Origin of the sequence: Streptomyces sp. NPDC001904 (genome assembly GCF_040297005.1) — a bacterium.
Lineage (GTDB): Bacteria > Actinomycetota > Actinomycetes > Streptomycetales > Streptomycetaceae > Streptomyces.
In genome coordinates this window covers 30548-43851 of the sequence record NZ_JBEOYI010000001.1, presented here as the reverse complement: position 1 = coordinate 43851, position 13304 = coordinate 30548, and the positions used below count along the sequence as shown (strand labels likewise).

Below are 13304 nucleotides of genomic sequence, written 5' to 3'. Positions count from 1 at the left end.
GCTCCTCGCTCGTCGTAGATCACGGACGGCACGAGCGTGACAGTCCGGAGCCAACAGAACACAGGCGAAGGATGGTCAGAGGTTGAACGGAGTTACCCAACTGCGACGACCCCCGTGTCGGATGCCAGGATTCTTTGCCGGAAAATCGTTCGGACGTTCCCGCGTGAGCTTTAATCTCAGGCTCAACCGCGGTCACTACGGTGGCCGCCCCCGGGGCACCAGCAAGGCACCTCACGGCACAACAGGGCGGAAGGGCTGCGACGCATGCAGGGCACGGTCGACGGCTTCAGTTATGGACTCGTCACACCGGTGGTGGCGTATCTCATGGCATGCCTGGGAGGCGCTCTGGGCTTGCGCTGCACGACCAGATCGCTCCTGGTGGCCAACACCTGGCGGGTCGGCTGGCTCGCGCTCGGCTCGGCCGCCATCGGTTCGGGCATCTGGACGATGCACTTCATCGCGATGATGGGCTTCTCCGTCGACGGAGTGCCGATCCACTACGACATGGCCACGACGTTCGCGAGCCTCGGCGTCGCCATCGTCATGGTCGGCGTCGGCGTCTTCATCGTCGGCTACAAGGGGGCGACCGGCCCCGCCCTCTTCACCGGAGGCACCATCACCGGACTGGGCGTCGCCACGATGCACTACCTCGGAATGGCCGGAATGCGCCTTCACGGGGCTATTCAGTACAACCTCTTCACCGTGGTGGCCTCCGTGGTGATCGCCATGGTGGCCGCCACCCTCGCCCTGTGGGCGGCCGTACAGGTCCGCGGCATCCTCTGGAGCCTCGGCGCGAGCCTCGTCATGGGGCTCGCCGTGTCCGGCATGCACTACATGGCGATGACGGGCGTCAGCGTCCATGTGCAGGGCTCGGTCACCGGCAACCCCGGGGGCGACACGGCCGCCGGAATCATCGCGCCCATGATGATCGGCCCGCTCTGCTTCCTCCTCCTGGCCGGCGTGGTCGTCATGTTCGATCCGATGATGGTCATGGGCCGTCCCGACTGGCGCGACGCCCAGGAGGCCGCGGACCACCGCAGCGACGCCTCGGGCACCCGCACCCCGTCCCGGAGCCAGAGCCTCCGCGTGCGCCGCCCCTTCGGCCGGCAGGAGCCGCGCCGCGCCCCGCAGGACTGGTGACGCGGGCGTCCGAGGGCCGATCAGGCCCGGTTGTCAGTGGCGGGTCGTACGGTTGGTTCCATGCGGCCCGTATCCAAGATCGAACGCACGGTGGCGCCCTTCGAGGTCGTCAGCCCGTACCAGCCCAGCGGTGACCAGCCCGCGGCCATCGCCGAGCTGGAGAAGCGCGTCACAGCAGGCGAGAAGGACGTCGTCCTGCTCGGCGCGACCGGCACCGGCAAGTCCGCCACCACGGCGTGGATGATCGAGAAGCTCCAGCGCCCCACCCTGGTGATGGCGCCGAACAAGACGCTGGCCGCCCAGCTGGCGAACGAGTTCCGCGAGCTGCTGCCGAACAACGCGGTGGAGTACTTCGTCTCGTACTACGACTACTACCAGCCCGAGGCGTACGTCCCGCAGTCGGACACGTACATCGAGAAGGACTCCTCGATCAATGAGGAGGTGGAGCGCCTGCGCCACTCGGCGACGAACTCGCTGCTGACCCGCCGCGACGTCGTCGTGGTCGCCTCCGTCTCCTGCATCTACGGCCTCGGCACGCCGCAGGAGTACGTGGACCGCATGGTCCCCCTGAAGGTCGGCGACGAGATCGACCGCGACGACCTGCTGCGCCGCTTCGTCGACATCCAGTACACGCGCAACGACCTGGCGTTCCAGCGCGGCACCTTCCGGGTGCGCGGCGACACCATCGAGATCTTCCCCGTCTACGAGGAGCTCGCGGTCCGCATCGAGATGTTCGGCGACGAGATCGAGTCGCTCTCCACCCTCCACCCGCTCACCGGAGAGGTCATCAGCGACGACGACTCGCTGTACATCTTCCCGGCGACCCACTACGTGGCGGGCCCCGAGCGCCTGGAGCGCGCGGCGAACGACATCGAGAAGGAGCTCGGCGAGCGCCTCACCGAGCTGGAGAAGCAGGGCAAGATGCTGGAGGCCCAGCGTCTTCGCATGCGGACCACGTACGACCTCGAGATGCTCCGCCAGATCGGCTCCTGCTCCGGCGTGGAGAACTACTCGATGCACTTCGACGGCCGCGAGCCCGGCTCCCCGCCGAACACGCTGCTCGACTACTTCCCGGACGACTTCCTGCTCGTCATCGACGAGTCGCACGTCACCGTGCCGCAGATCGGCGCCATGTACGAGGGCGACGCCTCCCGCAAGCGCACCCTGGTCGACCACGGCTTCCGCCTGCCGTCCGCGCTCGACAACCGTCCTCTCAAGTGGGAGGAGTTCCAGGAGCGCATCGGCCAGACCGTCTACCTGTCGGCGACGCCCGGAAACTACGAGCTCGCCCGCTCGGACGGCTTCGTCGAGCAGATCATCCGCCCCACCGGCCTCATCGACCCCGAGGTCGTCGTCAAGCCCACCGAGGGGCAGATCGACGACCTGGTGCACGAGATCCGTACGCGCACCGAGAAGGACGAGCGCGTCCTCGTCACCACGCTCACCAAGAAGATGGCCGAGGACCTCACGGACTACTTCCTGGAGCTGGGCATCCAGGTGCGCTACCTGCACAGCGACGTGGACACGCTGCGCCGCGTCGAGCTGCTGCGCGAGCTGCGCGCGGGCGAGTACGACGTCCTGGTCGGCATCAACCTGCTCCGTGAGGGCCTCGACCTGCCCGAGGTGTCCCTGGTCGCGATCCTGGACGCCGACAAGGAGGGCTTCCTGCGCTCCGGGACGTCCCTGATCCAGACCATCGGTCGCGCCGCGCGAAACGTGTCGGGCCAGGTCCACATGTACGCCGACAAGGTCACCCCGGCGATGGAGAAGGCCATCGACGAGACCAACCGCCGCCGCGAGAAGCAGATCGCGTACAACGAGGCGAACGGCATCGACCCGCAGCCCCTGCGCAAGAAGATCAACGACATCGTGGCCTCCATCGCGCGCGAGGACGTCGACACGGAGGCGCTGCTCGGCACCGGCTACCGCAAGGGTGGCAAGGACGGGAAGGGCGCCAAGGCCCCCGTCCCCTCCCTCGGCACGGCGGACACGGGCAAGAAGAAGCGCGGCAAGGCGGAGCCGACCGTGCCCACCGACCGTCCCGCGGCCGAGCTCTCCGAGCAGATCGAGGAGCTGACCGAGCGGATGCGCGCCGCGGCGGCCGATCTCCAGTTCGAGATCGCGGCCCGTCTGCGCGACGAGGTCTCGGAGATGAAGAAAGAGCTGCGGCAGATGAGGGAGGCGGGTCTGGCCTGACCGGCCGCGACGGGCGGAACGAGGTGGCTGTGTTGCAAGACCGCCACAAAATTCCGCCCGCGGTGGCGGTGCTGTCAGTGTCGCCCTCTAGGGTTTGACCCACCGCGCATGCGCCGCGGCAACAGGGGACGGTACGAGAGGGGACAGCGCGTGGGCATCAGCTTGGACAAGGGGCAGGGGATCAGCCTCGAGAAGCAGGGCGGAGGCTCCCTCACCGCCGTACGGATGGGCCTCGGCTGGCAGGCGGCTCCGCGCCGGGGCCTGTTCGGCACCCGCACCCGCGAGATCGACCTCGACGCCTCCGCGGTCCTCTTCGCCGACAAGCAGCCGGTGGACGTGGTCTTCTTCCGCCACCTCGTCAGTGACGACGGCTCGGTCCGGCACACCGGCGACAACCTGGTGGGCGGTGCGGGACAGGGCGGAGACGACGAGGCGATCCTCGTCGACCTCGCGCGCGTCCCGGTCCACATCGACCAGATCGTCTTCACGGTCAACTCGTTCACGGGCCAGACCTTCCAGGAAGTGCAGAACGCGTTCTGCCGCCTGGTCGACGAGACGAACGGCCAGGAGCTGGCCCGCTTCACGCTCGACGGGGGCGGCCAGTACACGGCGCAGATCATGGCCAAGGTGCACCGGGACGGAGCGGGCTGGAGGATGACGGCCCTCGGCACGCCGGCCAACGGCCGCACGTTCCAGGACCTGATGCCCTCGATCCTGCCCGGCCTCTAGCGGGCGACGATGGCGGCCGAACTGGTGAGGGGCCAGAACCACCCCCTCACCCAGACCCGTCTGGAGATCCGGGTGTCGGCCGGCCATCCGGTCGTCGCGGGCGCCACGCTCGCCGACGACCGGGGCGCCGTGCACGGCACCGGGCGCGTCGCCCACCCCGGCGCGCCCGCCCTGCCGGGCCTCGAAGTACCGCGACAGGCGGCGGCCGACCACCGCCTCGCCGTCGACCTGGACGCGATGCCGCAGGACGTGCACCGCGTCACCGTGCTGCTCGCTCTGCCCGTCGGCACCGGCGGACCGACCCGCTTCGGCGCGGTGGCCGCCCCGTTCGTCGCGGTCACCGGCCTCGACGGCGCCGAGCAGGCCAGTTACACCGTCACCGACCTCGACTCGGAGTCGGCCGTCGTCGCCCTGGAGCTGTACCGCAGACAGGGCACCTGGAAGGTGCGCGCCGTCGGTCAGGGCTACGCCGACGGACTCGCCGCGCTCCTCGCCGACCAGGGCCTGCCGGACGCACAGGCACTGGCGGGCACCATCCACGACGCCGTCGCCCAGGGCCTGGCCCGCGCGGTGGCACCGCCCCCGCGCGCGACGGACGAGAGCCAGGTACGCGCGGGGGCCACCGCGGGCCACGCCTCCGGCGCCCTGCCGCCCACCCCGGCGGCTCCGGCCGCAGGGGGCCCGAGCGGCCCCATCGACTACAGCCACCCGCGCCGCCAGGCTCCACCGCCCCGGCCCTCCGTGCAGCCCGCCGATCCGGGCAGGCCGGCCGCGCCCGTCGCGGGCGACGCCACCGGTTGGACCATGGAGGAGCGGCTCTACAACCAGGTGTGGGGCATGTTCGAGGATCTGGCCCGCACCGCCGCCGCCTGTCGCAGCGCCGTCGACTTCGCCGACTCCCGGATGGAGCAGGAGCTCGACGGCATCCTCTCGGGCCTGTCCGACCCGCGCAGCCGCATCGGCAGCCAGGGCGACGCCGCCCGCGAGGCCGCGCGGGCCAAGCACGGTGCCCTCGTGGACCGCGCCCGCGAGGCCTTCGACCGGGACCTGGCCCAGCTCGTCGCCGAGTCCGAGGTGGTCGAGCCCGCGCTGCCCGCGCCGTACGCCGGCTGGGACAACCCGTGCTGGCACGCGTACCGCAGCCCCATGGAGAACCCCATGGCCGTGCGTCTGGGCGATCTGAGGCTGCCGGAGAGCGACGCCGCGGGCCTGCGCATCCCGATGCTCGTACGGCTTCCCCTGGAGCGCGGGCTGTGGATCGACGCAGGCGCTTCCGCCGGGGACGCGCTCAGCGACGCCGACGCGCTGCGGGCTCGTGCCGCGCACACCGCCGTCCTCCACGTCGCCCGGCTGCTCGCGGCGTACCCGGCGGGCGAGTTCGGCGTGCACGTCATCGACCCGGCGGGCACGGCGGCGGGGGCTCTGGCCCCCCTGGTCGACGCCGGGGTGCTCGCGGGTCCGCCCGCCAGGGGAGCGGCCGGCGTCGCCGAGACGCTGACCCGGCTCACCGAGCGGGTCGATCTCGTCCAGATGGCGATCCGCGCGGGCGCCGCCGACTCCCTGCCGCCCGATCTCGACACGGCCGAGCAACTGCTCGTGGTGCACGACTTCCCGCACGGCTTCGACGACCGCGCCGTCACCCGGCTGCGCTACCTCGCGGACGAAGGACCGCGGGTGGGCGTCCATCTGATGCTGGTCGCCGACCGCGCGGACGCCGCCGAGTACGGCCCGCTCCTCGACCCGCTGTGGCGCGTCCTGCTGCGCCTGACACCGGTACCCGACGACCACCTCGCCGACCCCTGGGTCGGGCACGCCTGGACGTACGAGCCGCCGACGGTCCCGAGCGGCAGCGCGGTCCTGCGCCAAGTCCTCGCGGAGGTGGCGAGAGCCCGGCGCGACAGGGGCCTTTGACCTGCACACTTGGTGATTCCTTTACTAATCCCTTTACCTCTCATGGGTCTTTCGAGTACTCTTCTTGACGCGGAGGGGAGTACTCCCACACGCGACGTGCCCGTCAATACGGACGCCGGCCCCATGGCCGTCGATCCCGGGGCGTCGGCCCGAAACCCCGGACCGGGTCTCGGGTGGAAGAGACCTCCGGCAGCGACGACGCTGATCAGTAGCCGTACGACGCCGGAGGCGCAGTGGACGTATCAATGACCTTGTGGGTGCTCACCATTCTTGGTTTGTGCGCCCTGATCGCGGTCGACTTCTTCATCGGGCGCAAGCCCCATGACGTGTCGATCAAGGAAGCCGGCATCTGGACCGTGGTCTGGATCGCCCTGGCCGTGCTCTTCGGCATCGGCGTGACGGTCTGGGGCAGCGGCCAGGCCGGCGGCGAGTTCTTCGCGGGCTTCATCACCGAGAAGTCGCTCAGTGTCGACAACCTCTTCGTCTTCATCCTGATCATGGCGAAGTTCTCGGTGCCGACCCACCTGCAGCAGCGCGTGCTGCTCTTCGGCGTGCTCATCGCCCTCGTACTGCGGGCGATCTTCATCGCGGCGGGCGCCGCGATCATCTCCAGCTTCTCGTGGGTCTTCTACCTCTTCGGTGCCTTCCTCATCTACACCGCCTGGAAGCTCATCAAGGAGGCCCTGGCCGACGAGGAGGAAGAGGACTTCGAGGAGAACCGCCTCCTGAAGTCGGTGGAGAAGAAGTTCGGCGTCGCGGACCGGTACCACGGCACGAAGCTCTTCATCCGGCAGCACGGCAAGAAGGTCATGACGCCGCTCCTGGTCGTCATGCTCGCCATCGGCATGACCGACGTGCTGTTCGCGATGGACTCGATCCCGGCGATCTTCGGACTGACCCAGGACCCGTACATCGTCTTCACGGCGAACGCCTTCGCCCTGATGGGGCTGCGCCAGCTGTACTTCCTCATCGGCGGCCTGCTCAAGAAGCTGGTCCACCTCAGCTACGGCCTGTCGGTGATCCTCGGCTTCATCGGCGTGAAGCTGATCCTGCACGCCCTGCACGAGTCCGGCGTGCACGTACCGGAGATCTCCATCCCGGTCTCGCTCGCCGTCATCTGCGGCGTCCTGATCATCACGACGATCACCAGCCTCATCGCCTCGAAGAAGCAGGCCCAGCGCGACGCGGCCGAAGAGGCTCAGAAGGACAGCGTCGAGGCCTGACACCAGCAGGCGTAGGGATGACCAGCACCGGGAGGGGTGCGCGGCCGATTGCCGCAACCCCCTTCCGGTGCTTGCTTGTGACCTGAGCGCGTCCCGTCCCCGGGGCGCGACGGCACGAGGGGGAGGACCCATGAGCCAGAAGTTCGTCCAGATCATCGACTTCGAGTCGCAGCGGATGGACGAGGTACGGGAACTGCTCGACCGGTTCGAGCGGCAGATGCAGGGCACACCCGGCGGTCCCACACACCGCATCCTGCTCCAGGACCGGGACAAGACGGGCCGCTACCTCGCGATCGTCGAGTTCGAGTCCTACGACGACGCCCAGCGCAGCAACCAACGCCCCGAGGTGGGCAAGCTCAACGAACAGCTCTCGGCCCTGTGCACCCGGCCGCCGGCCTTCACCAACTGCGATCTGAAGGACTCGCGCGAACTGAAGTGAGCCGCGCCGGAACCGTCCGCGACGCCGATCCAGGTCGCGCCCCCACACCGCCCCGGGCAGCATCGAAGGCATGAGCACCAGACTCCGGGCACTGGCCACACGGTGGACCGTCCTCGTGCCGGTGCTGGCGATCGTGCTGCTCGGGCTCACCTGGGGGCGCGACCTGCCGGGCGCGCTGGTCGCCGTCGTCTCCCTGGTCCTCGCGGGCTCCGTGCTCGCGGCCGTCCATCACGCGGAGGTCGTCGCCCATCGCGTCGGTGAACCCTTCGGCTCGCTCGTGCTCGCCGTCGCCGTCACCATCATCGAGGTGGCGCTCATCGTCACACTGATGGCCGACGGCGGGCCCAAGACCTCGACGCTCGCCCGGGACACGGTCTTCGCCGCCGTCATGATCACCTGCAACGGCATCGTCGGTGTCAGCCTTCTCGCGGCCTCCCTCCGCCACCGGGTGGCGATCTTCCAGTCGGAGGGGACCGGCGGCGCCCTCGCCACCGTCGCCACACTCGCCACGCTCTGTCTGGTCCTGCCGACGTTCACGACGAGCAGGATCGGTCCCGAGTTCTCCACGTCGCAGCTGGTCTTCTCGGCCGTCTCCGCGGTCGTCCTGTACGGGCTGTTCGTCGCGACGCAGACCGTGCGCCACCGCGACTACTTCCTGCCGATCTCCCGGCAGGGCGTCGTCATCGACGCCGACGACCACGCCGAAGCACCGACGAACCGCACCGCGCTCTTCAGCCTCGGTCTCCTCGGGCTCGCCCTCATCGGTGTCGTCGGCCTCGCCAAGGGCGTCTCCAAGACGATCGAGCACGGTGTGGAGGCCGCGGGCATGCCACAGGCCGTGGTCGGCGTGATCATCGCGCTGCTGGTGCTGCTGCCGGAGACCATCGCGGCGCTGCGCGCCGCCCGCCGCGATCGCGTACAGACCAGTCTCAACCTCGCGCTCGGCTCGGCGATGGCCAGCATCGGACTGACCGTGCCGGCCGTCGCCATCGCCTCGTTCTGGCTGTCGGGGCCGCTGGTCCTCGGTCTGGGGGCCACGCACATGGTCCTGCTCGCGCTGACCCTGGTGGTCAGCACCCTCACCGTCGTGCCGGGACGGGCGACACCGCTCCAGGGCGGTGTGCACCTGGTGATCCTCGCCGCGTACGTGGAGCTCGCCGTCACGCCGTGACAGCGTCCCGCGCCACCACGGCCGGCGCCGTCTCCGGCAGCAGCACGAAACACCCCAGGCTCAGCGCCGCGACTCCCGACAGATACAACCCCACACCCCATGGAACCCCCGCTCCCTCGCCGGCCAGTGCCGTCGCCACGATCGGCGTCAGCGCCCCGCCCAGCACGCCGCCCAGGTTGTAGCCGACGGCGGCACCCGTACAACGGACCCGCGGCTCGTACAGTTCCGGCAGATACGCGGCGATCACGGCGAACATCGCGATGAACGCGAGCAGGGCCACCAGGAACCCCAGGAACATCAGCAGCGGTTCCCCCGTGGACAGGAGCGCCACCATCGGCACCATCCACACCACGGCCACGGCGCAGCCCGCGAGACAGACCGGCCGCCGCCCGAACCGGTCCCCGAGCAGGGCCGCCACCGGAGTCAGCGAACCCTTGACGACGACGGCCGCCATGATGCAGGCCAGCATCACGCTGCGGCTCACGCCCAGCCGTTCCACCCCGTAGGCGAGCGACCAGGTCGTCACCGAGTAGAAGATCGCGTACCCGACGGCGAGCGCGCCGGCGGTGAGCAGCACCAGCCGCCCGTGCCCGCGCACCACCTCGGCGAGCGGCAGCCGCGCCGGTTCCTCCATGGTGAGGAAGGCAGGGCTCTCCACCAGGGAGGAGCGCAGCCACAGTCCGACGAGGGCCAGGACGCCGGCGGCCCAGAAGGGCACCCGCCAGCCCCAGTCCGCGAACTGCGCGTCGGTGAGCGTCGTCGACAGGCCGAGCATGATGCCGTTGGCCAGCAGGAAACCCGCCGAAGGCCCGATCTGCGGAAGGCTCGCCCACAGGCCGCGCCGCCCGGCGGGCGCGTGCTCGGCCGTCAGCAGGACCGCTCCGCCCCACTCGCCGCCCAGGCCGAGCCCTTGCAGAAAGCGCAGCACGAGCAGCAGCAGGGGAGCGGCCACCCCGATCGACGCGTACGTGGGCACGAACCCGACCGCGACGGTCGTCGCCCCGGTCAGCAGCAGCGAGCCGACCATGACGGGACGGCGGCCACGGCGGTCCCCGATGTGTCCGAACAGGACCGACCCGAGCGGTCTCGCCACGAAGCCCACTCCGAAGGTCGCGAAGGCCGCGAGCGTTCCCGCGAGCGGCGAGAACGTCGGGAAGAAGAGCGGACCCAGGACGAGTGCGGCGGCGGTGCCGTAGACGAAGAAGTCGAAGAACTCGATGGCCGTGCCGACCAGGGCGGCCGCCGCAAGACGCGGCAGTGACGGACCGTGAGAAGTGTGCATGCCGCGGCAACTGCCCGTGATCGCCGCTGGTTACGGGGCGTACGAGAGCGCGGCCGGAGGCGCACGAGTGCGCTCGGCGATCCCGTACGCGATCCGTGTCGGCCGACGTCGGCCGTGCCGGGAGCCCGTGATAGACCCTCAGGGAGCAACCGCCCGACGTACGGAGGTCCCAGTGCCGCACACCCTCGCCAGCGCCCCGATCATGGTTCTCAACGGCCCCAACCTGAACCTGCTCGGCAAGCGCCAGCCGGAGATCTACGGCCTCGACACCCTCGCCGACATCGAGGCGCTGTGCGTGAAGGCGGCCGCGGCCCAGGGCGCCACCGTGGACTTCCGGCAGTCCAACCACGAGGGCGAGCTGGTCGACTGGATCCACGAGGCCCGGGAGAACCACGTGGGCATCGTCATCAACCCGGCCGCCTATTCGCACACCTCGGTGGCGATCCTGGACGCGCTCAACACCTGCGACGGCATGCCGGTGATCGAGGTCCACATCTCCAACATCCACCAGCGCGAGGAGTTCCGGCACCACTCCTACGTGTCGCACCGCGCCGACGGGGTGATCGCCGGGTGCGGCGTGCAGGGGTACGTCTTCGGGGTGGAACGCGTGGCCGCGCTGGCCGCGCCCGCCGCGGTGCGCGCCTGAGACGGCTACAGGCGCCCCGCCTCCACGATCCGCCGCAGGAACCGGCGCGTACGTTCCTGCCGCGGATCCCCGAAGACGGCTTCGGGGGCGCCCTGTTCGAGCACGACACCGTCCTCCAGGAAGCACACCTGGTCGGCGACCTCGCGCGCGAAGCTCATCTCGTGCGTGGCCAGCACCATGGTCATGCCCTCGCCCTTCAAGTCGCGGACGACGTCGAGGACCTCGCCCACCAGCTCCGGGTCGAGCGCCGCGGTGATCTCGTCGAGCAGCAGTAGGCGCGGCCGGACGGCGAGGGCCCGCACGATCGCCGCGCGCTGCTGCTGGCCGCCGCTGAGCCGGTCCGGGTAGGCGTCGGCCTTCGCGCCGAGCCCGAGACGCTCCAGCAGTCCCCTGGCGTGCTCCTCGGCCGCCTTCCGCGCGACACCGTGCACCCGGCGCGGTGCCAGCGTGATGTTCTCCAGGACGGTCATGTGCGGGAACAGGTTGTACGCCTGGAACACGATCCCGATCCGGCGCCGCACGGCGTCCGCGTCCGTGCGCGGATCGGTGATCTCCGCACCGTCCAGCCAGATCGCCCCGTCGTCTATCTCCTCCAGGAGGTTGGCGCAGCGCAGCAGCGTCGACTTTCCCGAACCGGAGGCGCCGATCAGCGCCGTCACGGTGTGCGGGGCGACGTCGAGATCCACGTCGCGCAGCACCACGCTCCCGTCGAACGTCTTGCGCACCGACCGCATCCGCAGCACGGGCTCGGTCATACGAGGCCTCCTTGAGCCCGGCGGCGGTCCATACGGGCCGTCACCCAGTCCGTGAAGCGGGTCATGGGGATGGTGAGAGCGACGAACACCAGACCCGCGACCACGTACGGCGTGTAGTTGAAGTCCTTGCCGGCGATGATCTGCGCCGCGTACACGGCGTCCACCGCACCACCGATGGAGACGAGCCCGGTGTCCTTCTGCAGCGACACCAGATCGTTCAGCAAGGGAGGCACGACGCGGCGCACCGCCTGGGGCAGGACCACGTGGCGCAGCGTCTGGCGGTTGCTGAGTCCCAGGGAGCGCGCGGCGGCCCGCTGCGAGGAGTGCACCGACTCGATGCCGGCGCGGAACACCTCGGCGACGTACGCCGAGTACGTCAGTACCAGCGCGGCCCCGCCCAGGAGCACGGGATCCGTGGTGACTCCCTGGAGGCGCAGGGCGGGCACGCCGAAGATGATCAGCAACAGGCAGATGATGAGCGGCAGTCCGCGGAAGAAGTCCGTGTACGCCGTGGCCAGGGCCCGCAGCGGGAAGAACACCGGCCCCCGCAGCGTGCGTGCCAGGGCCAGCAGCATCCCGAGGACGAGCACGCACGCCCCGCACACCACCAGGAGCCGTACGTTCAGCCACAGGCCCTCCAGGACGTCCGGCAGTGCCACGCGCGCGTAGTGCGCGCTGAAGAAGGTCTCCTTGGTGCGCTCCCAGCCGGGGGACCGGGTGACGACGAGGAACAGGACGGCGCCGGTCACCAGGGTGCTGAGCGCGGCGACGGCGGTCGCGCGCCGCGTGCGGGCCCGCTGGTGGCGCTCACGGGCCAGGCGCCGCTCGGAGGGGACGTACGCGTCCTTGTCCGCGGCGGGCCGGTCGGCGACGGTCACTTCAGCACCGGAGCGTCGACGGCCTCGGACAGCCACTTCTTCTCCAGCGAGGCGAGCGTGCCGTCCTTGCGGAGGGAGTCCACGGCGCCCGTCACGCACGAGGTGAGGCGGCTCTCCTTGTCGAGCACGAGGCCGAACTGCTCCGGTGTGCCACCGGTGTTGTCGAACTGGCCGACCACCTTGGCGTCGGTGACCTCGGCGCCCGTGATGTAGAACGCGGTCGGCAGGTCGACGACGATCGCGTCCACCTGGCCGTTCTTCAGGGCGGACTTGGCGAAGTCGTTCTTCTGGTAGACGGCGGGCTTCTGGTCCGGCTTCACGAGGTCGTTGATGAAGTCGAGGCTGGTGGTGCCGACCTGCGCGCCCAGTTTCACGTTCTTGAGGTCGGCCACGGTCTTCGCCCCGGCCGCCTTGGAGGACTTCAGGGCGACGACGGCCTGTCGTACGTCGTAGTAGCCGGACGAGAACGCCACGGCCTTCTTGCGCGCCTCACTGATCGACACCTGATTGATGTCGAAGTCGAACTTCTTGGCACCCGGCGCGAAGGAGCTGTTGAACGGCACGGTCTGCCAGGTCACTCGGGACTTCTCGTAGCCGAGCCGCTTCGCCACCGCGTACGCGACGGCCGACTCGAAGCCCTTGCCGTTGGCCGGGTCGTCGTCCTGGAACCAGGGGGCGTAGGCCGGCTTGTCCGTCCCCACGGTGAGCTTCCCGGAGGACACCGTCGACAGCTTGCCGGGAGCGCAGGAGGACGCGGTCGTGGACTTGTCGCCGGTGGCGTCCCCGGAGTTCTCGGATTCGGGGGCGCAGGCCGCCGTCGCGGCGATGACCACGGTCGAGCAGAGGACCAGACGCACGGTGCGGTTGTCGAGAGGCATGGCGGGAGACTGGCAGCGCTCAGGCCCGTCTGTCGAGGTCAGACGGGCAACTGTCC

The 13304-nt window shown here is 70.0% G+C and carries 12 protein-coding genes; 8 read left to right on the top strand and 4 right to left on the bottom strand.

The features are described from left to right. Nucleotides 1-264 precede the first annotated feature (264 nt). From ABT127_RS00180 to ABT127_RS00150, 7 genes are all read left to right on the top strand, one after another. Nucleotides 265-1140 carry an MHYT domain-containing protein gene (locus tag ABT127_RS00180; protein WP_351443576.1) on the top strand — a complete coding sequence of 292 codons (876 nt, stop codon included), beginning with the start codon at nt 265-267 and terminating at the stop codon, nt 1138-1140. Between the two features lie 60 nt (nt 1141-1200). Next, on the top strand, nt 1201-3336 hold the full coding sequence (uvrB, locus tag ABT127_RS00175) for an excinuclease ABC subunit UvrB (protein WP_351443575.1): 2136 nt from the start codon (nt 1201-1203) through the stop codon (nt 3334-3336). A gap of 108 nt (nt 3337-3444) precedes the next feature. Continuing rightward, the gene (locus ABT127_RS00170) at nt 3445-4065 is read left to right on the top strand and encodes a TerD family protein (RefSeq protein WP_502971601.1); all 621 of its coding nucleotides are present in this window, start codon (nt 3445-3447) and stop codon (nt 4063-4065) included. Nucleotides 4066-4074: 9 nt separating this feature from the next. Next, nucleotides 4075-5976 carry a TerD family protein gene (locus tag ABT127_RS00165; RefSeq protein ID WP_351443573.1) on the top strand — a complete coding sequence of 634 codons (1902 nt, stop codon included), beginning with the start codon at nt 4075-4077 and terminating at the stop codon, nt 5974-5976. A 233-nt stretch (nt 5977-6209) separates the two neighbouring features. Beyond that, on the top strand, nt 6210-7199 hold the full coding sequence (locus tag ABT127_RS00160) for a TerC family protein (RefSeq protein ID WP_351443572.1): 990 nt from the start codon (nt 6210-6212) through the stop codon (nt 7197-7199). Nucleotides 7200-7329: 130 nt separating this feature from the next. Further along, nucleotides 7330-7638, top strand: coding sequence for an NIPSNAP family protein (locus ABT127_RS00155; protein WP_351443571.1), 309 nt, complete (start codon nt 7330-7332; stop codon nt 7636-7638). Between the two features lie 70 nt (nt 7639-7708). Further along, nucleotides 7709-8809, top strand: coding sequence for a calcium:cation antiporter (locus ABT127_RS00150; protein ID WP_351443570.1), 1101 nt, complete (start codon nt 7709-7711; stop codon nt 8807-8809). On the opposite strand, the gene ABT127_RS00145 is transcribed toward ABT127_RS00150, so the two are convergent. Then, nucleotides 8799-10091 (bottom strand): MFS transporter, encoded by a 1293-nt coding sequence (locus tag ABT127_RS00145; protein WP_351443569.1) that lies wholly within the window; start codon nt 10089-10091, stop codon nt 8799-8801. The two genes, ABT127_RS00150 and ABT127_RS00145, sit on opposite strands and share 11 nt — an antisense overlap. Nucleotides 10092-10263: 172 nt before the next feature. Between ABT127_RS00145 and aroQ the strand changes: the two genes are divergently transcribed. Then, nucleotides 10264-10737, top strand: coding sequence for a type II 3-dehydroquinate dehydratase (aroQ, locus tag ABT127_RS00140; protein WP_351443568.1), 474 nt, complete (start codon nt 10264-10266; stop codon nt 10735-10737). Nucleotides 10738-10742: 5 nt separating this feature from the next. Here aroQ and ABT127_RS00135 read toward each other — a convergent pair whose 3' ends face one another. From ABT127_RS00135 to ABT127_RS00125, 3 genes are read right to left on the bottom strand one after another with little or no spacing between them, the layout of a single operon-like run. Further along, nucleotides 10743-11492 carry an amino acid ABC transporter ATP-binding protein gene (locus ABT127_RS00135; protein WP_351443567.1) on the bottom strand — a complete coding sequence of 250 codons (750 nt, stop codon included), beginning with the start codon at nt 11490-11492 and terminating at the stop codon, nt 10743-10745. After that, complete coding sequence (locus ABT127_RS00130; RefSeq protein WP_351443566.1) at nt 11489-12370, bottom strand: amino acid ABC transporter permease; 882 nt, start codon at nt 12368-12370, stop codon at nt 11489-11491. Before ABT127_RS00130 ends, ABT127_RS00135 begins: the two co-directional genes overlap by 4 nt. Continuing rightward, entirely contained in the window at nt 12367-13248 is an 882-nt protein-coding gene (locus ABT127_RS00125) for an ABC transporter substrate-binding protein (RefSeq protein ID WP_351443565.1), read from the bottom strand. The genes ABT127_RS00130 and ABT127_RS00125 overlap by 4 nt, the downstream gene beginning before the upstream one ends. Nucleotides 13249-13304: the final 56 nt, after the last annotated feature.